Source organism: Pristimantibacillus sp. PTI5 (genome assembly GCF_048572955.1).
In the GTDB taxonomy this organism is placed as follows: domain Bacteria; phylum Bacillota; class Bacilli; order Paenibacillales; family Paenibacillaceae; genus Pristimantibacillus.
This window is the reverse complement of the sequence record NZ_CP183886.1, coordinates 1,129,832-1,154,672: the sequence shown is the minus strand read 5'-3', so window position 1 is coordinate 1,154,672 and position 24,841 is coordinate 1,129,832. Positions and strand designations below refer to the sequence as shown.

Sequence of the window (24,841 nt, the reverse complement as noted above, 5' to 3'; positions counted from 1 at the left end):
CCGTAGGGCATGCCGTTGTATGGTTTTTCGTGAGAGCGCTGCCAAAACAAGTCTGGCATCATCGGCATAGGCGGCTGGCGCTGATCGAGTATTCGCATAGGGAGGATCGCATATGAATGACGCGGCGGCAGGACGTGCCGGAACAATCGCGGGAATTCGGCGGAAGGCCAAAAAACAAAAGGTACTGCTGCTGCTTCTCATTCCTGCAATCGCTTACTTTCTTGTTTTTCATTACATTCCGATCTATGGAATTCTGATCGCATTCAAAGATTTCCGCATGCAGGAAGGCCAAGGTTTCCTAGAGTCCGTACTTCGTGCTCCTTGGGCAGGCGCCTACGGCCTGGATCATTTTAAAACATTTATTAACGGCCCCTATTTTCTGATGCTGCTGCGGAACACCTTTTTGCTCGGGCTGTACTCGATGCTGTTCGGCTTCCCGATTCCGATTCTGTTTGCCCTGCTTCTTAATGAAATACGGAAAAAGCATTACAAAAGCTTTGTCCAAACGGTCAGCTACCTGCCGTATTTTTTGTCCGTCGTAGCCGTGATCGGAATGATGAAAATGGTTTTATCCCCAAGCACCGGTGTCGTTAACCTGCTTCTGACCAAGCTCGGCATAGAACCGGTTTATTTCTTTGCCGATGCAAGCTGGTTCCGCTTCCTGTTCGTCAGCTCGGGCATCTGGACGGCGATGGGGATGGGCGCTGTCATCTATTTAGCGGCACTATCGAAGGTGGATTCCGAGCAGTACGAGTCGGCCGTCATAGACGGGGCTTCCCGGCTTCGCCAGATGTGGCATATTACGCTGCCGGCAATCAAACCGGTCGTGGTGATCACCCTCATTCTTAATATGTCGGGCGTGCTCAGCGTAGGCTCGGAAAAGATCATCCTCATGTATAACTCGTTAACCTACGAGACGGCGGACGTGTTCTCGACCTTCGTTTACCGGAGAGGCCTGGTCGAGCTGGATTTCAGCTTCGGCGCAGCGGTCGATTTGTTCAATGCGGTCGTTAATATCCTCTTTCTGGTGACGGCTAACTATTTGGCAAGAAAGGCGGCGAATGAGAGCTTATGGTAAAAGACACATCCTTCGGATCGAAAATGCTGGATATTACCGTCCATACCGTCATGGTTCTCGTCGTGCTGATCACCTTATTGCCGCTGCTGCATATCGTTTCGATTTCGTTCAGCAACCCGGATGACATTGTAAGAGGGAAGGTCGGTTTATGGCCATCGAACTTCAATCTTGACGCGTACTTTACCATTCTGTTCGAAAATGCCCATATTCCCCGTTCTTTTTTGAACTCTGTTATCATCACGCTTACCGGCACGGTATTGAATGTGCTGTTTACTACGATAACGGCGTACGTGCTTTCGAAAAAGGATTTGCTGTTCCGGCCGTTCTTCTTGATGCTCTCAGTATTGCCGATGTTTTTCACCGGGGGCATCGTGCCCCAATTTCTGCTTATCAAATCGCTTGGCATGATGGATTCCGTATGGGCCTTGACCGTTCCCGTCCTGATCAGCTCCTGGTGGCTCATCATCATGATTTCTTTTTTCAAAAATTTTCCGCTTGAGCTTGAGGAAGCTGCGAAGCTGGACGGCTGCGGCGAGCTTCAGACATTAGTCCGCATCGTGCTTCCGCTGTCGATGGCAGGTGTCGTCACGATTGCCTTGTTCTACGGCGTTTCCCACTGGAATTCTTATTTCTCGGCTATGTTGTACATGCGAAGCTACGACAATTATCCGCTGCAGCTGATTCTAAGAGAGATCGTGCTGCAGAGCACGTTGGCCGAACAGCTGGCCTCGCAAGGAAACGCGGCCTTGGCAGAGGATATGGGCACCAAGCTTACGCCTGAAAGCGTCCAATACGCGACCTTGGTCGTATCCATCGTCCCCATGCTGATTATTTATCCTTTTATACAGAAGTATTTCGTCAAAGGCATTATGATCGGATCGCTGAAAGGCTGAGATTCTTTGAAGGAGGTGAAGCGCGAACGCATTATCCGGCCTAGCTTGCATGCTCAGGAAAACGTTAGTTCTGCCTTGAATCAATGATGAGGGGGATGGTTGAACATGGGAAAAAGGAATTGGAGAGTAACGCTGCTCGCGCTAATTTTGGTGATTGCGTCCATTGCGGCGGGCTGCAGCCAGTCAAATAACGGGAATGGGAATACGCCGGATTCGGGTTCGGAACCGGCGGCGACAAATGGAGCAGCCGAAGGAAACGCCGCATTGAAGGTTTCGGTTGCAAGCATGCCCAAATATCCGCCGAACGAAATACCGAACGCTTACATTAAAGAGGTTGAAGAACGGTTCAACATGAAATGGGATTTTGAATCCATCCCGCTTTCGGCGGGCATTGAAAAGTATAATGTGATGTTTGCATCCGGCGATTATCCTGATTTTATTCCGAACATGAACAGTCCGACCAGCGTGGCCAAATGGGCATCGTCGGGCTATTTGCTGCCGATCGGCGATTACATTGACAAGCTGCCGAACTACCGCAAGCTGTTTTCCGATGCAGATTGGGAGCTTTTACTTTCCTTCGGCAGCAGCAATGGCAAGCTTTATATGCTCCCGAGCACGGCAAGCAACGATCCGATGTCCTGGATTTACCGCGAAGACGCATTCGACAAAGCCGGCGTAACCGTGTTCCCGTCAACGATGGATGAGCTCTATGAGACGGCGAAGAAGCTCAAAACAGCCTATCCCGATGCGGTGCCTATCGGCGTGCGCGGAGGCACGGACAATAACGGCGTCAAAAACATGATGAACGGCTTCCGCCAGGCATTCCGCAATCCGCAAAACAGCAGCACCCGCGGCTTCTGGAACGATCCGGACGAAGGCGGCAAGGTCGTTTGGAATCTGGCATCACCGAAGCACCGCGAAATGCTGGCCTTTATTGCCAAGCTGTACAAGGAAGGCCTGATCGAGAAGGAATTCGCGACGCTGACGCAGGATCAGTGGAAGGCCAAACGTTTGACCGGCAAGATCCTTATGGATTTCCAATACGCAAGCCATACGGTCGATCCGGGTTATGCTTTAACGGATATTCCGGGGGGCGAATGGGCGTACGCACGCAGCCTTCCAAGCGCTTCGGATCAGCCTGCCCTCGAATTCAAGCCGCTCAACTTCTCGTTGTTCGGTCCGGTATTCAGCAGCAAGCTGGCTGACGAGCCGGAGAAGCTGGACCGCCTAATCGAGTACGTCGAATGGGGGGCTTCGCCGGAGGGCCAGCTGTTCCATCAGGCGGGCCTGGAGAACGAGACTTATGTGAACGAAGGCGGAGCGCTGAAATACAAGGACGGGTTAGACCGGCAGAAGGTGGCGGAGCAGTACGGCTTCGACTGGTGGCTGAACCAAAGCAGCGAATTCCTGAAATCCGATGCAGGGTATTTGAAGAAGCAGGAAGCGATGACCGAGTTCGCCTCTAATTTCAATGTCATTCCGAAAAACGCCCCGCTCACCGAGGAGGAACAGGAGACGGTCAACACCACGGTCAGCGCCCTTGAGGATGTCGCGCTGCAGTTTGCGACCAAAGCGGTCATGGGCATGGTCGATATCGGTAATGACGAAGCATGGAACGGGTACTTGAGTGATTTGGAGAAGGTCGGCTTGAGCGACGCGCAAGCGATTTTTGAGAAATATTTAGCCGAATAGCGATAATGCATGCAGACAAAGGAGCAACCTACATGACTACAATCTATTTGTCCGTGCCCGAACAAGCGGAGCCCCGCATTCGTTTCGGAACGGATTTGCTGAAGCAGTCACTTCAGAAGCTGGGCTTCTCCGTTCAAGAAACCGGACCGCTCACGCTGACAAGTTACCGACAGCTGGAAGGAATCAAGATCGCGGTCGGAGACCGCCGCTATTGTCCCTTTATCCGGGAATTGGAGGAGCACGAAGTGCTCCTCTACCACAAGGATGCGCCTGAAGGCGAAGGGTTTTATTTGGCGAAATTGCCCGGACGGTTGTTCGTGGTCGCCGGCGGTGGAGACACCGGGGCGCTTTACGGCTGCCAGGAGCTTGCTGCCCTTCTGGCCGATAAAGGAGAGCTGCCGGATGAGCTGGCTTTCGGGGATGCCCCTGTTATGAAGCTGAGGGGGCCTGTCGTCCCCCTTCAGAAAACGAAGGTGGAGCCGCCTAGAAGAACGTATGAGTACCCGATAACGCCGGACAGATTTCCGTGGTTTTACGATAAAGCGTTATGGGAGGCATTTCTCGACAGGCTGCTCGAGCAGCGCTGCAACGTCATTTATATTTGGACGGGGCATCCGTTTTCTTCGCTCGTGAAGCTGGAGGACTATCCGGAAGCGCTCGAGGTGACGGAGGAGGAGTTTTCCCGCAACGCGGAAATTTTCCAGTGGCTGGCGGAGCAATGCGACTGCCGCGGCATTTGGCTGGTGCTCAAATTTTATAATATCCATATCCCGCTGCCTTTCGCCGAAAAACACGGACTGGATCTGCATCAGCCGCAGCCGCTCCCCATCACGAGCGATTATCATATCCAGGCGATTTCCGCCTTCATCCGCAGCTACCCTAATGTCGGTCTGATGGTGTGCTTGGGCGAAGCGCTTCAAGGAGCGCTGTATGGGGTGGAATGGTTCAACGAAACGATTCTGGCAGGCGTGAAGGAAGGGCTGAAGGACCTTGACCGGAAAGAGCTGCCGCCAATTATCGTGAGGGCGCATGCGATCCCGTCGGAGAAGGTGATGGAAGCGGCGCTTCCGAATTATGAGAACTTGTACACCGAAGCCAAATTTAACGGAGAATCGCTGACAACCTTCACGCCCCGGGGAAACTGGCAGGAGACACACCGGCATCTCGGCTCGCTTGGCTCGGTTCACCTGTTCAATGTGCATATTCTGGCCAATCTGGAGCCTTTTCGCTTCGGAGCCCCGTCGTTTATCCAGAAATGCGTGCAGGCTGCCAAATACCGGCTCGGCACGAACGGAATTCATCTTTATCCGCTATTCTACTGGGATTGGCCGTATTCCCCGGATAAAACTACGCCTCGGCAGCTGCAAATGGAACGGGATTGGATCTGGTTTTCGGCGTGGTTTCGTTATGCGTGGAATCCAGATCTGAGCCCGAAGCTTGAACGCGAATACTGGATTAACGAGCTGGCTGGCCGCTATGGCAGCAGGGAAGCGGGCGAAGCGATCCTGGATGCTTATGAAGCGTCGGGCGAATGCGCGCCTAAGCTGCTGCGGAGGTTCGGCATTACGGAAGGGAACCGCCAGACGATGAGCCTCGGCATGACGATGAGCCAGCTGACTAATCCGGAGCGGTACCGTCCTTGGAAGGAATTATGGGAATCCCAGTCGCCGCAAGGGGAGCGGTTGGAGCAATATGTCGAGCGGGAACTGCTTGGAGAAGCACATATCGGGGAGACGCCGGTTGACATCGCGGACAACGTTGATTATCACGCCGACAAGGCCGTACGGGCGATTGGAAGGGCCAAGGCCCACGTCACGCGCGGACAGGAAGAATTCGAACGAATCGCCTCCGATGTGTCGGCGATCGCACTGATGACCCGTTCGTATACACATAAGGTTCGGGCTGCTATCCGGATTCTCACCTACAAGAGCATGTCGGGGACCGATTTTTTGGCTCACGCGGAGCTGCTTGAACAAGCGCTGCCCGATTTCCGGAAAAGCCTCCACTATTATCGCGAGCTTGCCGCATTGACGGACAATACGTATCTTTATGCGAACAGCATGCAAACCCCGCAGCGCAGAGTGCCGTTTCCGGATGGCGAGAAGTACGGGCACTGGCGGGCTTGCCTCCCGATGTACGAGGAGGAGTATGCGAACTTTTCCGCGAATGTGGAGCAATTGAGGCAAAGTAGACTGCCGCGGAAGGTACTGGAATCGGAACGGGACATCGTGCCTTATGTGCAGGCTGGCTTTACGCTCCATTCGCCGCATGCGGAAACCTATGAAGTCCGGAATCAAGCCAAGCTGTTCACGGACGGGGAAATCCTTGCCTCGCAAGTGGCGGAAGAGCTTGTCGGCCTGACTGGCATCCGTCTGAGCCGGGAGCAAGCGGTCAAGGAAGGGGTAAGCCTAGAGATTGAGTTGAAGGAGCCCGCCCGGGTACTGGTCGGATATTTCAATTCCGCGGACGCGGAATGGCTGAAGGTTCCGAATTTGGAGGAAAATACGCATGCCGATGATCGCGGGGGGCTATCGCCCGTTATCAAAAACGGGGTTAGCGTTTTCTTTTACCCGAACGTGAACGTGCATGCCTTTGCCTACGAGCCGGGACGCCACACGATCGTATTTGGCCAAGGCGCTTATTTGATCGTCGGCATCATTAAAGCGGATCAGCCTTTGCATGTCCGCGATTTGGCCGGAGCAAGCAGCGTGGATACGCTTGATTGGTTGTACGAGAATTAATAGTTATGGGAATGTTCTGCGCAAAAGGCGGACATTCCCTATTTTTTTGTGCAAGACGATTGTTTTGGCCTTATTTAACAAGAAGTGTATTCTTTATTCTTAGCTTGTTTTTCAGTAGATGACCTCTTCGATATAACAGCTAAAAGGATAAAAACGCAGGAAATCGTAGATATCCAAATGTTTATTTGGAAAAACAATTAAATTTGCGCAAAATCCGTGACCTTTGGCTCACATTCCCGTAATATCCCATATAGCGATTTTTCGTCGCACACTATAAGTATGCTTGGAAGGGGAGAGATGTCATTGAGCTTCATGGATCAGAACCAAAACCAGCCGCAGAATCACAGCATGGGCGCCGGCCGCAGGCCGCCGGAGCTAAAGCCGGGGACATTAAAGAAAATTTTGATTGGCGCAGCCGCGGCAATCGCCGTGATTTACGTAGGATCAACATCCTTTTATACGGTGCAGGAGCAGGAGCGGGCTGCCATTCTTACCTTTGGCAAATACTCGAATGAAACCTCGGCCGGTCTTCATTTCAAATGGCCGTATCCGATCCAACAGGTCATTACCGTACCGGCGGAGCTGACCCAGCGGATTCATATCGGCTACCGTCAAGAGGGTTCGGAAGCAGTTCCGGTCGACGAGGAAGCGATGATGATTACGGGCGATGAAAACATCGTGTCGGCGGACGCAGTCGTGCAGTGGAAGATCAGCAATATTCACGATTATTTATATAATATCTCGGATGCGGAGCAATTTTTGCGTAATGCCGCTAGCTCATCGATCCGCGCGGTCATCGGTTCGGAGAAGCTTGATTATGCGATTACGGACGGAAAAACGGTCATTCAAGACAAGGTTCGCGAGAAGTTGATTGAGCTTCAGGCGAAGTATCAGACCGGCATTCAAATTATCGATATTAAGTTCCAGGATATCGAGCCGCCAAGCGGGCAGGTAGCGGAAGCCTTCCGCGAAGTAACAAATGCGCGAGAGGAAAAAAACACAAAAATCAATAATGCCGCGAAATACGAGAATGACCGGATACCGAAAGCGCGAGGCGAGGCGCAGGCTCTTCTGGAAAACGCTGAAGGCCAGAAAAAATCGCGTATCCTGAACGCGGAGGGCGACGTCGCCAAATTCAACGCGATATTCGGCGAGTACAAAAACAATCCGAACGTAACCCAAAGCCGGTTGGTGCTGGAGACGCTGGAGAAAATATTGCCGAATGCCAAAATCTTTATAACGAATTCGAACAGCGATACCGTAAACTATTTGCCATTAAACGAGCTGCTGAAAAGCGGCAGCACTACTACGCCGCCGGCCACGACGCCGCCAGCCGCGGAAGCTCCTCAAGGGGGTGACGCGCAATGAAAAGAAACCATTGGATAGCACTGGTCATTGTGCTGGCCGTTGTGATTCTGGGCTCAGGCTCGATGTTTATCGTCAAGGAAGGCGAATACAAGGTTGTGCTTCGGTTCGGCGAGGCGATGAGAGCCGTTCCCGAGCCGGGGTTGAAGTTCAAGCTGCCGTTTATTGAGAATGTATCGACGCTGCCGAAGTATCAAATGACGTATGAGAGCAGCCCGACGACCATTTTGACGAAGGATCAGAAGCCGATCGTCGTGGATAACTATACCGTGTGGCGCATTACGAACGCATCGCAGTTTTTGAGAACGGTGCAATCGGTCAGCGGGGGTATCCAGCGGATCGACGAGGCAGTGTACAACTCCGTTCGCCGCAAGCTGTCGGAGGTCAATTACGACAACATCATCAGCGAGAATACGGCGCGGGGCAATATCAATGACGAGATTACGAAGGATGTCGTAGCGGCATTGACGAGAGACAACTATGGCATCGAAGTGATCGACGTCCGCATCAAGCGCACCGATTTGCCGGAGGAGAACAAGCAGAGCGTATATAACCGCATGATCTCTGACCGTCAGTCCATTGCGGCGCGCTACTTGTCCGAGGGTGACGAGGAGTCGCGCAAAATAACGTCCAAAGCGGACCGTACCGCAACGGAGCTGCTTGCCCAGGCGCAAGCCGACGCGAAAAAAATCGTCGCGGAAGGCGAACGCGAAGCTGCCATTATTTATAACAAAGCGTACGGCAGCGATCCGCAGTTCTATAATTTCTACCGGACGCTCGAAAGCTATACGACCACGCTGCAGAATGAGCCGGTCATTATGATTCCAATCGATTCGCCTTACGCAAAAATTTTGCTAGGCCAATAATAAGCGGTCCCCTTCGCCTTGGCGGAGGGGACTTTTTATTTTCATCACTTTTGGGCGGGAGCAGGAAGAGCATGAGGAGAAGGAGTTAGGAAGAGCATGAAGAGTAGGAAGAGCAGGCTGAGCAGGTGCAGGAGCAGGAGCAGGTGCAGGTGCAGGTGCAAGAGCAGGAAGAGCGGGAAGAGCGGGAAGAGTAGGAAGAGTAGGAAGAGTAGGAAAAGTAGGAAGAGTAGGAAGAGTAGGCAGAGCAGGTGCAGGTGCAGGAGCAAGAGCAGGAAGAGCAGGAGGAGAAGGATGAGTAGTTGCTGAAGCGGGATATTTTAAGTTTTTAGCACTAATTGTGGACGAACCCAACCTTCGAAAAAGGATCTTCTCGCTCTTCGCTGTTATGTCACTCTAATCCGTCACAAGCCGCCATCCTTCCAATATCTAATTCAATTTAGATGGAATTTCTCCCGCTAAAATGATACAGATCGATTTGTTTTAGCATTTAGGTGGAAATTCTCCATCTAATTCAAGACCGTAAGAGATTTTTTAGATAAAAGCAGTTAAATAACGGGATAATTTCCATCTAATTCTTATAATCGACGGAATGTCGTTTCATTAACGGGAGAAATTCCATTTAAACGCTCATCTGCAAACTGTGAGGTCAATTTTTCCCCTTTAACCGAAAGAGAGATAAGCCTATCATCCTATCAACATAAATCGTTCGATTCAGCAGCTGCAGCGTCACCTTACACTGCAGAAGCTGCAATAGAAACATGACATGAAGCTCGACGTGAGATGCTACGCTGCAGTTAGTACAGTAGAAAGAACACTCATCTTCTGAAAAACATCTCAAACTGACGTTTCTATTGTACAAATAACACTGTAGAGCGGATTCTGGCTCACCAGGCAAGAATCTATTGTACTAACTACATTGTAAAGCGGGAGATGTATTTTAGTAGGGAAGGTGTTTTGCAAGAACCATCGTAAAACGGAAATGTCTTTTCAATAGTGAGGGTGTTCTGCAAGCACCATTATAAAGCGGGAGCTATTATCTCGAAAGGGAAGGTGTTCAGAAAGCAGCATCGTAAAGCGGGAAAGTTTTCTTCGATAGTGATGGTGTTCTGCTATGACCATCGAAAGGTAACAGATGTATTTTCAATAGTGAGGGTATTCTGCAAGCACCATCGTAAAGCAGGAGTTGTAACCTCAACGGGGAAATTAAGCTGCATGCATCATTATAAAGCGTTAGATGTGACCTCAAAAGAAAGAGAAGCTGTTCTGCATGCCTCTTGTCGAAGAACAAATGCCGATTGTCTTGTAATGAGCGAAATAGGTTGCGAAACCTGCATAAATGTTGCATTTGTGCTGCTTGTAGATCCCATGAAATCCTTTAAAGTTATAGATGTGGAAATAAAAACCGTTTTATTGCGAGAAAATGGTAGCGCTTTATTCGGTTGCTTCAAGATGATTGGGGATCGATTGCATAACAAAGGGAGTGACGAAGATTGAGCAGAACAGGCAGTGTACGCAGGGGCATGAGCATAATGGTCGTTTTTTGCATGGTGTTTGGCCTATTCACAGGTTTTCCTTTGCCGGCTGTCCATGCGGCTGGTGAGGCAATTCCCGTGCCAAACGGGAGCTTCGAGAATGATTTGGAATCCTGGGAGACGAGCTTCACGCCAGCCGGAGGTACGACGCCCATCTCGATTAAAGGGAGCTGGATTCCTACAGGAGGCGGCACGAAAAGACTGGACTATTGGAGCGCAGGCGCCTATACGGCAAATACGCAGCAAACGATGACAGGCTTAACAAACGGCTCGTATACGCTGTCCGCTTGGGTGGAGCGGGGAGCCGGCTTTAACGAAAGCTTTCTGTACGCCAAAAACACGGGGGTTGCGGAGGCAAAGCTTGATATTCCGGTAAGCGGAGCGTGGGTTCAAATCAGCATGCCGGTTACGGTTGCGAACAATGAGCTGACGATTGGTTTTTATGCGGATGGCATGGCATCCACCGGCAACTACATGGGCGTTGATCTGGTCACGCTCGTGCTGGATGAAGCTGCGCCGGCGAAGGCGCTTGAAAATGCGAGCTTTGAAAGCGGTTTAACCGGCTGGGAGACGAGCTTTACGCCAGCCGAAGGCATCACGCCTATCGGCATCCAATCCGGCTGGTCGCCAGCGAACGGCGGAACTAACCGTTTAAATTACTGGAGCGCAAGCGCTTATACGGCGGATACGTTTCAGACGGTAACGGGTTTGGAGAACGGTACCTATACGCTAACGGCGTGGATTGCAAGAAGCGACGGCTTTGCGGAGAGCTACATGTACGCCAAAAATACGGGAAGGGCAGAGGCAAAGGTAACGCTTCCGGTCAGCTCCTCCTCGTGGACCAAAATCAGCCTGCCGGTTATCGTTCATAATAACAGCGCAACCATCGGCTTTTATGCGGACGGGGGAGCGGATAAATGGCTGGGCATAGACTTGGTTTCATTGGTTAAAGAGGAGGAGGTTGAGCTGGAGCCAGTCGGCGTGGCCATCGCAAACCGAAGCTTTCAAGCAGAAAGCCCGTCGCAGGTAATCAGCTCCTGGTCAGAGGATGGCGATGCAGAGGCATCCTTCACGGACGCTCCCGGGTACTTGAGCAGCAGCAGCTTGAACCACTCGTCTGAAAGCGATTACCGGGTATCGACCTATCAAACGCTGACCGGCTTGGAGAACGGCTATTACACGTTGACGGCTTGGGCGCAAAACAGCGGCGGTCAGCATGCAAGCTACCTTTATACCAAGGGCAACGGAACTTCGGAAGCCAGAGCGGCGCTGCCGATTAGCAGCGAGTGGACGAAGGTTTATTTGAGAGGCATTCAGGTAACGAACGGCACAGCAACGATCGGCTTATATTCGGATGCCAACGCAGGGAATTGGGCAAGGCTGGATATGATCGAACTGGTCAAAGACGATAAGCCGTACCGCCTCCTTAAAGGCGGCGACGTTTCCGAGCTCACTTACGTGGAATCGCAAGGCGGCAAGTTCTACGACAGCAATGGCAGCGAAAAGGATCTGTTTCAAATTTTAAAAGAAAACGGCCATGACATCGTACGCCTGCGCGTGTACAATGATCCCGGCAAAGGACATGGCGACGGCAGCTACTACCGTCCGGCCGGCATTATGGATAAAGCAGACATTTTGAAGCTCGCAAAACGCGCGAAGGCAGCGGGGCTGCAAATCCAGCTGTCGTTCCACTACAGCGATTATTGGACGAACGGCGCTACGCATAACATTCCAAACGAATGGCAAACGGCGATCAGCGGCCTTGAAACGGAAGCAGAAAAGGTCAATAAGCTGGAGCAGCTTTTACGCGCCTACACGCTGGATGTCATGACGGCGATGGTGGATCAAGGAACGGCGCCTGAATTTGTTTCATTAGGAAATGAGATGCAATCGGGCATTCTGTTTCCTTACGGCAGAGCCTCAGGCGAGAACTGGACCCATTTGGCAAGGTTCCTGCAAGCAGGGTCAGAAGCGGTCAAGCAGGCGTCTCCGCAGTCTAAAGTCATTCTGCATTTGGATGATGCCGGAAATACAAGCAAATATGAGAGCTTTTTTGACCAAATCGAGGCGAGAAACGTCGATTACGATATTATCGGACCGTCGTATTATCCGTTTTGGACGGATGATACGATTGAACAAATCGTGGCATTTTGCAACTATTTCAGCCAGAAGTACGACAAAGACATCATGATTATGGAAACCGGCTATAACTGGAATCCGACTTTGCCGAACGGTACAATCGGCCAGCTTAACGACAACGGGCCATATCCGGCGGACACAAGCTCCCCGCAAGGGCAAAAGGAATTTATGATTAACCTGTTCAATGGCTTGAAAAGCGTGGAGAACGGCCGAGTCATCGGCGATCTATATTGGGATCCAATCATGATTGCCGTGCCTGGCGTAGGCTGGGCGATCAAGGAAATCGACGATCAGCCCGACCTGAACGTCGTATCGAATACGACGCTGTTCGATTTTGACGGAAAGGCGCTTCCTTCCCATGATGCTTACAAGCAAAATACGGAGGGCGCGACTGTTGGGCATATTTCCGGCGTCGTCCGCGGCTCGCAAGGGAAGGCGATCGCCCATGCTGCAATCGAAGTCACTGCAGGCAGCTCTGCCTATACAACGAAATCCGATGCAGCAGGCAATTATTTCATTCCGGATTTGCCTGTCGGCACATCGTATGCTATTGCCGCATCCAAAAACGGCTACCAGCAAGGCCAGCTTACGGTGAATCTAACGCAAGCAGGCGAGTTTACGGCGAATCAGAACGTGACCTTGACCGGCGGTTCCATTACGGGATCGGTTAAGGACCAGAACAATCAAGCAGCCGCATCGGTGAAAGTGAGCGCGATGATTGAAGGCGTTGCGTACAGCACCGTTACCGATCAAACCGGGCAATATACGCTTGTTGATTTACCTGCGGCTACCGACGTGTCCGTCAAGGCGGAAATCGAGGGATATGAGGCGGGCGAAACGAACGGTGTCGCCGTTGCCATCGGAGAAACGACGCCATCCGTTAATTTAACCGTAATTTTGAACTCAGGTACGATAACGGGGACGGTTACCGGCAGTGACCAAGCACCGATTGCCGAGGCGGAAGTAAACCTAACTGCCGGAGGCAAAAGCCTTTCCGCAGTAACGAATCAAGCGGGCGAATATACGCTGGCAAACGTGCCCGCGGGATCCAATTACAAGGTAACGGCAACGAAGGCCGGCTACTTAAATGGCGAATCTCCAGCGGTTTCCGTCATGGTCGGCCAAACGACAAGCAGCGTTCAAGTGATACTAACGACTAACCTAGGTTCGATTACCGGAATCGTTAGGGACAGCTCTTATGCTCCGGTTGAAGGAGCCGTGGTCAAGGCGGTCAAAGGTATAAAAACTTACTCCGCGCAAACCGATGCTTCCGGGAGATACGTGCTTTCTGATGTGCTCGGCGAAAGCGGCTATACGGTTACGGCAAGCAAATCCGGATATTTGAACGGCTCGGTCTCGGCGGTCTCCGTGACGGCGTTGGCTGAAACATCAGCCGTTAACCTGAAGCTTGCCACGCTAATTCCGCTCGTGAATGCCGGCTTCGAGACGCAGGGCGCGAATAGATATACGATTCCGGGCTGGACGATAACCGGAACGGAGAATGCAACCTATACCCAAACGCATGCGAGTTCGAAGGATGGCAGCTACGTCTTCTCGAATTGGCTGGCCGGCGCGTATACGTCAGATGCGAATCAGACGGTTACGGGACTGGCGAACGGCTATTATTCGGTATCTGCCTGGTTCTACAATGGCGGCGACCAAAAGGAATATTACATGTATGCCAAGGACGCAAGCGGCGAGCTGGCACGGCTGGATATTCCGAAATCGAGTACGATGACGGAGCACAGCATGAATGTGCTGGTGGAGCAAGGCGAGCTGACGATTGGCTTCTATGCCGATGCTAATGCAGGAAACTGGGTAAACGTCGACATGGTTACGTTAGGATATTTGGGAGCTGGAAGCGGAGCGATTACGGGAACGGTTACGGATGAGGAAGGCGGCATGCTTGCGGATGCAAGCGTAAGCGTGACGGTTAACGGAATCGAGTATTCGGCGACAACGAATCATGCTGGAGCGTTCAGCTTGCCGGATGTGCCGGTTGGAACAGGGTATTCGGTTAAGGCAAGCAAAGCCGGCTATCAGACGAAATCTGCGGCTGGCATAATCGTTGCCGATAAGCAGACGACTGCCGGAGTAACGATCACACTGGAGGCTGACGCGGTAGAACCAACCCCGTCGCCGACGCCGACCCCGGGCCCTGCAGCCACGCCGACACCCGCTGCTACGCCGGCACCGGCAGTGCAGACCATAAAGGCTGATTTGAAGCAAGGTACAAAAAATGAAGCGGAGCAAACGCTCACGTTGAATGTTCAACCGTCTACCGAGGGAACGGCTATGCTCATCGAAATTCCTGCGCTGCAGGTCACGGAAGCTGCCAATGAAGAGCTGAAGGCCATCATCGTGAATACGGGAATTGCGGCGGTATCGCTTGCGCCGAGCATGTTAAAGGCGCATATTCAAGCTGCTTCAGGCAGCGTGCAGCTCACGGTTGCGGCAGCAGACAAAACCTTATTGCCAAGCGAGATTCAGAAGGCGGTTGGCGATCATGCGGTAATCGATTTTAATTTAACCGTTGACGGCAAAAAAATCGCTCAATTTGAACCGAATACGGTCAGGGTTGAACTGCCTTACAAGCTGAAGCAGGGCGAGGATCCGAATAATGTGTTGGTTTATTACATCAGCGAGGACGGTAAGCTGGAGCTCGTTAAAAATGCCAGCTACCAACCCGGTCATTCGACGATTGCATTTAGCCCGGCTCATTTTAGCAAATATGCGGCAGTCTACAAAAAAGAAATCCTATTCACGGATATCGCCGGCGCCGCATGGGCGCAGCAAAGTATTGGGTTCTTGGCAGCAAGAGGAATCCTCAGCGGTTTCGAGGATCTAACCTTCAAACCGTCAGCCTCCGTAACGAGAGCGCAATTCGTACAGATGCTGATGAACGTATTGGATGTGAAAACAGAAGGAGCAGCTTCTGGCTTTACGGACGTAAAGGCGGATGCCTGGTATGCTTCTTCCATTGCAGCCGCGCAAAAGCTCGGCATTGTGAAGGGAAAGACAGATGGAAGCTTCGGCGTGCAGGATGAAATTAGCCGCGAGGAAATGGCCGTTCTTCTCTATCGTGCAGCCCAAGCGGTTAACGCGAAGCTGGAGGGGAAAGAAAACGGAGCGGCATTCTTGGATGAGCAGCAAATTTCCACTTTTGCTAAGGAAGCGGTGAAAGAGCTGCAGCAAACCGGGCTTGTCACCGGAACGGGGCAAGGGAAGTTTGCGCCGCAAGGACACGCAACGCGGGCGCAGGCTGCGGTTATTTTAGAGAGAATGTATCGCCTAATCTATTAAATCGCTCCACGAAAAGGACGCTTCCGAACCGGCAGCGTCCTTTTCGCTTGATGTGGTTAAATAAGCAACCAATATGTTGTGAATATGCCCTATTATGCCCATTGGAGGTTTGATACGATAGCAGGGAATACCATCTTGAGGGATTGGAGAGGTACAAATTGTTTATTCCCTTTGAAGCAAGAAGTCTGTCAGATTGGAACATCTATTCAAGCAGCAGCCAAGAGACCGCGAGCATTTTGTTTGACGGCCAGACGTCTGTAGAATATCTCAATATAGAAAAAAAAAGCGCTTACCGTTTCGTCGTCTCGCAAACCATAAAGCAATTAGAGCCGGGCTATTATACGTTAACCGCCATAATCAAAAACGGTGGCGGGCAGCCAAAATGCTACATTTACGCTGACGCTGCGAGCGGCGAAATGAGGCTGACCAGCCTGCCGGTCTCATCCGAGTGGCTGGAGGTAATCGTTCGAGGCATCGAGGTTAGGGAAGGTGAATGCACAATCGGCCTTTATGCCGAAGCGAACGGAGGGAATTGGTGCAGCATTCATTCTTTCGAGCTGGTACGCAGCGATCGTCCCTACGAGCTTCTAAAGGGCGGCGATATATCCGAACTGCCGCGCATTGAAGAAAACGGCGGCATTTACAGGGATCGGCATGAGCCGAAGGACGGCTTGGAGATTTTGAAAGCGTACGGTCACAATATCGTTCGGATCCGGCTTTATAACGATCCGGGCAATCCTGATTTTTGGCCCTCCAACCAGCTGGATGAGCGTGGGTACCAGAATGAGGAACGAACGCTTGCTTTGGCTAAGCGGGCAAAGGAGCAGGGCTTCCAGATTCAATTTTCTTTCCATTACAGCGACTATTGGACAAACGGGCTGGCTCAGCATAAGCCGCATGCTTGGGAGGGACTCGCCTTTGATGAGCTTAAAGAGGCATTGTATCAGTATACCCGTGATTTCATGGAACGCTTGGTCAAGCAAGGGACCGCGCCGGAATACGTATCGCTAGGCAATGAAATTCAAGGCGGCATGTGTTATCCGGACGGCTCAGTCGACAATTGGCCGCAGCTCGCGGAGCTGCTGAAGGCAGGCTGCCGTGCGGTGAAGGAAATATCGGAGCAAAGCAAGATAGTCATTCATCTGGACGGCGCGACGGAGGATGAGAAGTATGAGCAGTTTTTTGGCAGCTGCGAGCGTTACGGCGTGCCTTACGATATTATCGGGCCTTCGTATTATCCTTTCTGGACGCAGGCTTCGGTTCAGCAGCTCGTCGATTTTTGCAATAAGCTCGTCCATCGATTCGATAAGGATATTCTCTTAATGGAGACGGGTTATAACTGGAATGCGGCAACAGGCAACGGCATAAGAGGGCAGCTGGAGAATAACGGGCCCGAGCCGTACGAGAGCACGCCGGAAGGCCAGCGGGATTTTCTATACTCCTTGATGAACGGAATCAAACAGGTGGAGCAGGGCAGATGCCTCGGCGTACTTTACTGGGATCCGGTCATGATTTACGTACCGGGCGTCGGTTGGCAAAAGGATGCTCCGAATGTCGTCGATAATACGACGTTATTTGATTTTGACGGAAATGCGCTGCCTGCGATGCTTGCGTACAAGTACAACAATTAAACGACTTCAATAGCAATGCTTAATATAGGAGAAATAGCATGCGATATTCAATCGGATTGAGCCGATTCCCTATTACACGTCCACGTTGTTTAGAATTTTAGCTAACATTACGATGATGAAGAAAGCCGGAATATCCGCGATAGTGCTGATATTCCGTTTTTTTTGTGAATAATGAGAATCTGTGTATTGCACGGTTAATAAAAACATTGTAAATGATCTGTTTTTAAAGGTTGAAATATCCCGAGTGTCCACGTAAGGTGAAGAGGGCGAAATCAATCGCATGACAGATGCCCATACCACATCCTGCAGAGGTGCGAAGCCATTATGCCGAAAATAAACCTATTTACCAAAATCGTTGCATTAATCATTATCATGCTGACGCCGATTTTGCTTCTTTATTTCTATTCGAATAAGACAAGCACGGATGTGCTTCGCGAGGAGCTCAACAAATCGAATACGAATCAGCTCGTTTTTTTTCAAAACGAAGTCGATACAACGATCGATTCGATGGCTATCTGGCCTGACCTGCTTATCCAGGACCCCGACATTTCATCCTTACGCGATATTTACACGGAAATGCATGAGCTGGATCTGAGAACGATTACGCTCATCAAACGAATACAAACGAAGCTCGCCATCCAGCAAAACTCATCGAAATGGCGCAGCAGCCTGCATATTTATTCTCCGGTTATTCATCGGGATATCTCCGATCATGACGCTGTTCAATATGACGATGAGGATTTGAAAAAAAGATTGAAGCCCGGCTGGCAGGTGAAGGTGCTTGAAAACGGAGATAGGGAAAGAATCGTTTTTTCCCGGTATGCGGTAACCCCGTATTCCAGCTATCTGGATCCAAGCGGCTCCAATTTGATTATAGAGGTTCAGTTCGACAGCTCGAATATTAAGGATATGCTGGACAAGTTCAAGAGCGGCGGGCGCAGGGAGCCGTTTTACTATAGCGAAGATGTGGGAATCATCTATAACCGTTCGGTCGATAAGGAATTGACGAATCAGGTACTGATGCATCTGAAGTCGGAGCCGCTGCAGGATATGGAGAGCAGGACGGTTCAGGTGGGAGAAGAGAAATATATGGTCAATATCGTCAAGTCGGAAACGATGGGCTGGCATTTGATCGATTATATTCCGATATCCGAAATCATCCGGCCGATTCAAAAAACCAATCAATTGTTTTATGTATCCATGGCAGCCCTGCTGCTGCTTTGCTGTATTGCGGCCTATCTCTTGTATGCGCAGGTGCAGGTGCCTATCAAACGTCTCGTCATCGGTTTCCAAAAGCTGAAAAACGGGGATTATTCGGTACGCATGAAGCCGCGCGGCAGGAGTGAATTCGGCTTTTTGTATACGCGCTTCAACCTAATGGTAGCCCAAATCCAAGAGTTGTTCGAAACGGTCTATTTGGAAAAAATCCATGTGCGGGAAGCTCGTCTGAAACAGCTGCAGTCGCAAATCAACCCGCATTTCTTTTACAATTGTTTTTCGTTCATATCGAGTATGGCTAAATTGGAGAAAAATGACGCGGTCGTTGCCATGTCCCATCATTTATCGAATTACTACCGGTACACGACAAGGCAGGAACGCGATCTTGTAGCTTTGTCGGAGGAAATCAATTTCGTAACGAGCTATCTGGAAATCCAGAAGATGCGCATGGCAAGGCTGAATTATGCCATCCATTTGCCGTCGGAGATGCTTCACCTAGAGATTCCTCCGCTAATGCTGCAGCCGCTCGTAGAGAATGCGGTTATTCATGGCATTGAAGCTTGGTCGGATGCTTCGGTCATCCAAATTACAGGCGAATGGCATGAGGATGGGGCAAGACTGATCGTTGAGGATGACGGGAAAGGGATGAGCGCTGAGGATATTCTGATCCTTCAGCACAAAATGCTGAATCAAATGGATGAAGAGATGGGCTGCGGGCTTTGGAACGTGCATCAGCGCATGCATTTGCGCTTCCGCGGAGCCGCGGGAGTGAGCTTCTCGACATCCGATCTTGGGGGATTAAAAGTCACGATTACATGGTCAACAGCTTAGAGAAAGAGGGTATTCCGATGATTGAAATTCTATTAATCGATGATGAATCTTATGTAACCGGGAGTTTGGAGAAAACAATCCCATGGTCATCGATTGGCGTGAAGAGCGTCTATCAGGCGGCGTCCGCCTTTGAAGCGCTGGAGCTGCTGGAAGAGAATGCGATCGACATTGTCGTAACCGACATTGCGATGCCGGAAATGAACGGACTGGAGCTCGTGCAGGAAATCGGCCAGCGCTGGCCGCATATCAAATGTGTGTTATTGACGGGGCATTCGGATTTTGAATATGCCAAGAAGGCGGTTCAGCTGCAGGCTTTTGATTATATTTTGAAGCCGGTTAATGATGATGAATTCGTAAAAACCGTATCCGGGGCAATCGAAGCGCTCAAGGATGAATGGGAGCAAGCCGAGAAATACCAGCAGCTGTTATATGACCGCAAATCCGATTTCAAGGTGCTGCGCGCGAATTTCATGGTTGATCTCGTGCTCGGGAGACAGCTATCTCCGAAAACGATCAAGGAAAAGCTGGCGCAATATGAACTCCCGCTTACGATGGAGCGTCCTACCGTCATGATGCTGGTACAGCTGGGCAAGCAGTTCTCGCATTTGGATTACAGCTCCGTCTCGCTGATGGAATTCGCCGTCGGCAATATCGCGGAGGAATCGTTCTCGAACCATTTTAACGTATGGCACTGCAAGGCGCCGCATGAATATTTGCTGATTATCGCCCAGCCAAAGCATGAGACAGGCGAGAAATCGGATTACAGCGCGGAGAACCGCAGCCAACGCAAAACGAATTTGGCGGATGCGACGAAGATGCTTCGCGCCAATGTCAGCAACTACCTTAAGGGCGAGATTTCGATTGTCGTTACCGATTGGTTTCAATTTCCGGAATCGATAACGACGGCTTACCGCGCGGGGCTTGGCGCGATGTTCATGATTGCCAACGAAGAGCAGCATTCGGTTCATTTTCTCGAGGACCGCGTGAGCAAGGACCATGTTTTCGTGAAATCGATGGAAACCCTGTACAAGCCGCCGACGATGATCACGCTGCTGGAATCGAAGCGCTGGGATGCGGTGGAGCAGAAAATCAAAGATGTTTTTGCTGATCTGAAACAAACCAGATATTCGCGCGAGCATCTTTACGAGGTTTATTTGGCGCTGACTAACGCTTTTATGTATATTGCGCACAGGCAGGGACAATATGTTTCGCAGATTAACGAACTCGGCATCGATTTTATTCTGGACCAAACGATGGTTCTGTCTCCCGACCGTCTGGAGGAGTGGTCGATCAGCGTCCTGAATAAGCTGCATAGCGAGCTGTCGGTAAACGAGGAAAGCGCAAAAAGCTTCATCGTGAAGCAAGTGCAGGAAATTGTGGCGACGAATCTGAGTCAAGACACGACGGTGAAAACGATCGCGGACCGCGTCTTTTTGCATCCCGTTTATCTCTCCAAGGTATTTAAAGCGGAAACCGGTGAAAGCTTAAGCGAATGGATCATCGGGATGAAAATGGAGCGGGCGTTGTATTTGCTCAAAAATACAAACAAGAAGATCTATGAAATCACGAGCGAGCTGGGATACCAAAATCCGCAATATTTCAGCAAAACGTTCAAAAAATATTACGGTATGACGCCCCAGGAGTTCCGAGAGCAGTAAAGTAGTTGCAAAAGGTGCAGATATGTTCGCATTGTGTCATAGGCTGGGACTGTCGACCCGCCTATAATTAAACCTGTAGAACATAACATGAGGGGGATTACAATGAGTACGAAAATAAAAAAACGGTTCACGTTTGCGCTTAGCATGCTGCTGATCGTATCTGCCATCGTTGGCTGCTCGAATAACGGCAACAAGACGGAACCGACAAATACGGCAAACGGCAATGCTGCTGCGGGCAATGAGGAAAACCCTTACAAAGAGAAATATGATCCGCCGGTTACGATCTCCACAGTATGGGGCGTCGATCCTGCGCTGACCTTCCGCGAAGGCGAAACGATTGAAAACAACGTTGCAACCAAATGGGCGCTGGATACGCTTGGCATTAAAGTAGAATCGCTTTGGTCCGTAACGGATACGAATGGTGCTTTTGCTACAAAAATGCGTCTGGCGATGTCTTCCGGTCAAAAAATGCCGGATGTAGCGGTTATCGGTGACAAGCTGCTTGCGCAGGACCTCATTGATTCCGGCATGTTCCAAGACGCGGGCGCGCTGTTCGATAAATACGCGAGCGAGAAATGGAAAGCAGCTATGAACCTTGACCCAACCGTTTGGAACGCTTATATCAAAGACGGCAAACGTATTGGTATTCCGGTTCTTGACTACGCGTACAACAGTGATTATGTGCTTTGGATCCGTCAAGATTGGCTGGATAAACTGAAGCTGGAGGCTCCAAAAACGATTGCGGAGCTTGAAGCCGTAATGGAAGCCTTTAAGAACAACAATCCGCAAGGACTCGCACCGGACAAAGTCGTTCCGCTAAGCGTCGGCTTTAAAACGTCGATGAACACATGGATGGGCGACCCGTCATGGGTATTCGGGGCATACGGCACGCTGCCATCCCAGTGGAATACCGCTGCGGACGGAACCCTGGAGTACGGTTCTACGAACCCAGGCATGAAGCAAGGTCTAATCAAACTGAAAGAATGGCGCGACAAAGGCTACATCCCGAAAGAAGCAGCGCTATGGGATGAGAACAAAACCTCCGAGCCGGCAGTTGCGGGAACAGCGGGAATTATCCCTGGACCATATTGGATGAGCGGATGGCCTCTTCTAGATACGGCGAAAAACGTTGAAGGTGCAGTATGGAAGCCTTATGCGATTCCTACAGGCGAAGACGGCACGGCAATGCGTCACGGCACGCATTTTGTAAACGGCGTTATTCTGATTAACAAAGAGATGAAAAATCCTGAAGCATTCTTTACTTATGAGAACTATCTGTTTGAAAATCTGGCTGATCCGCAATCCGGCAGCCCGTTCGAGCTAGGCGCTTTCGAAGGTTATGATTACGCGCTTGACGCAAGCGGCAAGCCTTTGTATTTGGATGATGTGCCGGGCGGCGCAATCACGGCTCCGCTTCGCTACTTCATCGTACGTGACGGCGCCCGTATTCCTGATGCGCAGTTCAAAGCATTGCTGAACCTGGCAGAAGGCAAGGAAGCAACGACGACGCGCGAGAAAGAAGTCGTGGCGCAATACGGACCGCAAACCGCTCTTGCCGCTACTGTCGTAATGGAGCAAGAGGCGATCTCCAAAAAAGATATGTTTGTAGGCCCATCCACAAAAACAATGAAATCGCGCATGGATTATTTGAAGAAAATCGAAGCGCAAACGTTCAACGAAATCATTTACGGCGCGAAGCCGGCAGAAGCATTCGATGAATTCGTGAAGAGCTGGAAATCATCCGGCGGCGACGATATCACGAAGGAAGTTAATGAGTGGTATTCGAGCGTTGCAAAATAATGCAAACCAAAAAAATGCGGCCCCTAAGGGGCCGCATTTTTTTGGTGCGCACGTCAAAAGAGGTTGCATTTGTGCCATGAATGTTGGGTTTATTAGCTACTTCGATTTTTCATGCGCTGATATAATTTTATTATAAAGAAACGCAGGCGGCATACGCGCCTTGGAAGAGGCGGATCGCGTTCAACATTTCATCCAGCGGGAGGAACAAAACATGTCACAGCAGCAAACGCTTCAACAAGACGACATCTCGGTATCTGTTGTCAAATCAAAAGGAAAACCGCTGTTTTATTACCTTATAAAACAATGGCCGTTTCATCTGATGGTGCTTCCATCCCTCGTCTTTCTCATCATCTTCGCGTATTTGCCTATGGGTGGTTTGGTAATGGCCTTTCAGGATTATAAACCTTGGCTTGGCTTGACCGGTTCGGAATGGGTAGGGCTGGACCAGTTCCGATATTTATTTGAGAGGGAGGACAGCCTTCAGGTTATTTGGAACACGCTGATCATTGCGATTTTCAAAATGGTGCTTAACCTGGTTGCTCCGTTTATGTTCGCCATTCTCTTGAATGAGATTAGAAAGCAGCTCGTAAAGCGTTTCGTACAGACTCTTGTTTATTTGCCTCACTTCTTGTCCTGGGTCATTTTGGGCGGGATTTTGACAGATCTGCTGTCCACGGAGGGCGGACTCGTGAATCGCCTGCTGACCGGCGTTTTCGGCATTCAGCCGATCTTCTTCCTCGGCAATGGCGACTGGTTCCGCTTTACGGTAATCCTCTCCGATGTATGGAAGGAGTTCGGCTTCGGAACGGTCGTATTCCTAGCGGCGCTTGCCAACATCAATCCGTCGCTCTATGAAGCGGCTGAAGTAGACGGCGCTAACCGCTGGAAGCAAACGCTCCACATTACCGTTCCGTCGATGATTCCGATTGCGATCGTCGTCGGTACGCTGGCACTCGGAAACGTGCTGAATGCGGGCTTCGATCAAATCTTCAACTTGTATAACTCATTGGTTTACGCAAAAGGCGACATTATCGATACCTTCGTATACCGGACAGCCATATTGAACGGCGAGATGGGCTTTGGAACCGCCATCGGATTGTTCAAATCGGTGATCAGCTTTGTGTTGGTCGTCATTTCGTACCGCCTGGCTTACAAGCTGGCGAACTATAGAATCTTTTAATAAAGGAGGCCGTGCGGCATGTATCATAAATCACCATCCTATCGCATTTTCAATACGTTTAATACAGTCCTGCTGATCGTTCTAGCCTTGCTTTGCGTCATTCCGCTCCTGCATGTGTTCGCGGTATCGCTTAGCGCAAAAGCTGCGGCAGATGCCAATATCGTCGGGCTTTGGCCGGTCGACTTCACGCTGGAGGCTTACAGAAAAACGACAAGCAACCCGATCTTTCTGAACTCGATGTGGATCGCCGTTCAAAGAACGGTCATCGGCACGCTGCTCACGCTGGTGCTATCCTTTTTGGCCGCTTACCCGCTGTCCAAAGAAAATCATGCTTTCCGCGGCAGAAACATCTATGCCTGGCTGTTCGTGTTCACGATGCTGTTTAACGGCGGACTTGTCCCTTTCTACATGGTCATTCAGAAGATCGGCTTAATGGACAATTTTTGGGTACTTGTGCTTCCTGGCGCAGTTAACGTATTCTTGACGATCCTTATGCTTAACTTCTTCCGCGGTGTTCCCAAGGAGCTCGAGGAAGCAGCATTAATCGACGGTGCCGGCCATTTCCGGACCTTGTTCAGCATCTATTTGCCGGTTTCGCTGCCGGCGATCGCGACTCTAGCCTTGTTCAGCATGGTATTTCATTGGAACTCTTGGTTCGACGGTTTGCTCTATATTGGCGATCCAAAAAAATATCCGCTGGCAACCTTTCTTCAGACCGTTATCATTCAGCGCGATATGAGCTCGATGAGCATCAATCCCGCCGATCTTGCCTTGATCTCGCAAAAAACGGTGAAATCGGCTCAAATTTTCATAGGCGCGCTTCCGATCCTAATCGTATATCCGTTCCTTCAGAAGTTCTTTGTAAAAGGCTTGGTTATGGGTTCGGTTAAAGAGTAAACCCTGCATTGCATAGA

14 protein-coding genes are annotated in these 24,841 nt (G+C 50.7%); all 14 read left to right on the top strand.

Annotation, left to right across the window (positions count from 1 at the left end):
* The first annotated feature begins 112 nt into the window (after nt 1-112).
* The 14 genes from ACN6MW_RS05390 to ACN6MW_RS05325 all read left to right on the top strand — a co-directional run bounded on the left by ACN6MW_RS05390 (nt 113) and on the right by ACN6MW_RS05325 (nt 24,824).
* The gene (locus ACN6MW_RS05390; protein WP_419874539.1) at nt 113-1,078 is read left to right on the top strand and encodes an ABC transporter permease; all 966 of its coding nucleotides are present in this window, start codon (nt 113-115) and stop codon (nt 1,076-1,078) included.
* A complete protein-coding gene (locus ACN6MW_RS05385) occupies nt 1,072-1,971 on the top strand; it encodes a carbohydrate ABC transporter permease (RefSeq protein WP_419874538.1) in 900 nt (299 codons plus the stop codon). Before ACN6MW_RS05390 ends, ACN6MW_RS05385 begins: the two co-directional genes overlap by 7 nt.
* 105 nt (nt 1,972-2,076) lie before the next feature.
* On the top strand, nt 2,077-3,663 hold the full coding sequence (locus tag ACN6MW_RS05380) for an extracellular solute-binding protein (RefSeq protein WP_419874537.1): 1,587 nt from the start codon (nt 2,077-2,079) through the stop codon (nt 3,661-3,663).
* 32 nt (nt 3,664-3,695) lie between these two features.
* A complete protein-coding gene (locus ACN6MW_RS05375; RefSeq protein ID WP_419874536.1) occupies nt 3,696-6,404 on the top strand; it encodes a hypothetical protein in 2,709 nt (902 codons plus the stop codon).
* A gap of 297 nt (nt 6,405-6,701) precedes the next feature.
* Nucleotides 6,702-7,772, top strand: a complete 1,071-nt coding sequence (gene hflK / locus ACN6MW_RS05370; RefSeq protein WP_419874535.1) for an FtsH protease activity modulator HflK — start codon at nt 6,702-6,704, stop codon at nt 7,770-7,772.
* Nucleotides 7,769-8,635, top strand: a complete 867-nt coding sequence (gene hflC / locus ACN6MW_RS05365; RefSeq protein WP_419874534.1) for a protease modulator HflC — start codon at nt 7,769-7,771, stop codon at nt 8,633-8,635. The genes hflK and hflC overlap by 4 nt, the downstream gene beginning before the upstream one ends.
* 1,212 nt (nt 8,636-9,847) lie before the next feature.
* Nucleotides 9,848-10,129: a hypothetical protein gene (locus ACN6MW_RS05360; RefSeq protein WP_419874533.1), complete on the top strand. Its 282-nt coding sequence runs from the start codon at nt 9,848-9,850 to the stop codon at nt 10,127-10,129.
* Entirely contained in the window at nt 10,126-15,609 is a 5,484-nt protein-coding gene (locus ACN6MW_RS05355) for a glycosyl hydrolase 53 family protein (protein ID WP_419874532.1), read from the top strand. The genes ACN6MW_RS05360 and ACN6MW_RS05355 overlap by 4 nt, the downstream gene beginning before the upstream one ends.
* 158 nt (nt 15,610-15,767) lie before the next feature.
* A complete protein-coding gene (locus tag ACN6MW_RS05350) occupies nt 15,768-17,240 on the top strand; it encodes a glycoside hydrolase family 53 protein (RefSeq protein WP_419874531.1) in 1,473 nt (490 codons plus the stop codon).
* 324 nt (nt 17,241-17,564) lie between these two features.
* A complete protein-coding gene (locus ACN6MW_RS05345) occupies nt 17,565-19,289 on the top strand; it encodes a sensor histidine kinase (RefSeq protein ID WP_419874530.1) in 1,725 nt (574 codons plus the stop codon).
* A 17-nt stretch (nt 19,290-19,306) separates the two neighbouring features.
* On the top strand, nt 19,307-20,947 hold the full coding sequence (locus ACN6MW_RS05340; RefSeq protein WP_419874529.1) for a response regulator transcription factor: 1,641 nt from the start codon (nt 19,307-19,309) through the stop codon (nt 20,945-20,947).
* Between the two features lie 102 nt (nt 20,948-21,049).
* Nucleotides 21,050-22,747, top strand: a complete 1,698-nt coding sequence (locus ACN6MW_RS05335; protein ID WP_419874528.1) for a sugar ABC transporter — start codon at nt 21,050-21,052, stop codon at nt 22,745-22,747.
* Nucleotides 22,748-23,066: 319 nt separating this feature from the next.
* A complete protein-coding gene (locus tag ACN6MW_RS05330) occupies nt 23,067-23,927 on the top strand; it encodes an ABC transporter permease (protein ID WP_419876277.1) in 861 nt (286 codons plus the stop codon).
* A gap of 18 nt (nt 23,928-23,945) precedes the next feature.
* Complete coding sequence (locus ACN6MW_RS05325) at nt 23,946-24,824, top strand: carbohydrate ABC transporter permease (RefSeq protein WP_419874527.1); 879 nt, start codon at nt 23,946-23,948, stop codon at nt 24,822-24,824.
* Nucleotides 24,825-24,841 lie beyond the last annotated feature (17 nt).

Excerpts from the sequence above, each read along its gene's own strand:
- ACN6MW_RS05345 (WP_419874530.1), top strand. The coding sequence starts at position 17,565 with ATGCCGAAAATAAACCTATTTACCAAAATCGTTGCATTAATCATTATC.
- ACN6MW_RS05325 (WP_419874527.1), top strand. The coding sequence starts at position 23,946 with ATGTATCATAAATCACCATCCTATCGCATTTTCAATACGTTTAATACA.
- ACN6MW_RS05335 (WP_419874528.1), top strand. The coding sequence starts at position 21,050 with ATGAGTACGAAAATAAAAAAACGGTTCACGTTTGCGCTTAGCATGCTG.
- ACN6MW_RS05385 (WP_419874538.1), top strand. The coding sequence starts at position 1,072 with ATGGTAAAAGACACATCCTTCGGATCGAAAATGCTGGATATTACCGTC.
- ACN6MW_RS05390 (WP_419874539.1), top strand. The coding sequence starts at position 113 with ATGAATGACGCGGCGGCAGGACGTGCCGGAACAATCGCGGGAATTCGG.
- ACN6MW_RS05330 (WP_419876277.1), top strand. The coding sequence starts at position 23,067 with ATGGTGCTTCCATCCCTCGTCTTTCTCATCATCTTCGCGTATTTGCCT.
- ACN6MW_RS05360 (WP_419874533.1), top strand. The coding sequence starts at position 9,848 with ATGCATCATTATAAAGCGTTAGATGTGACCTCAAAAGAAAGAGAAGCT.
- ACN6MW_RS05380 (WP_419874537.1), top strand. The coding sequence starts at position 2,077 with ATGGGAAAAAGGAATTGGAGAGTAACGCTGCTCGCGCTAATTTTGGTG.
- hflC (WP_419874534.1), top strand. The coding sequence starts at position 7,769 with ATGAAAAGAAACCATTGGATAGCACTGGTCATTGTGCTGGCCGTTGTG.
- ACN6MW_RS05340 (WP_419874529.1), top strand. The coding sequence starts at position 19,307 with ATGATTGAAATTCTATTAATCGATGATGAATCTTATGTAACCGGGAGT.
- ACN6MW_RS05375 (WP_419874536.1), top strand. The coding sequence starts at position 3,696 with ATGACTACAATCTATTTGTCCGTGCCCGAACAAGCGGAGCCCCGCATT.
- hflK (WP_419874535.1), top strand. The coding sequence starts at position 6,702 with ATGTCATTGAGCTTCATGGATCAGAACCAAAACCAGCCGCAGAATCAC.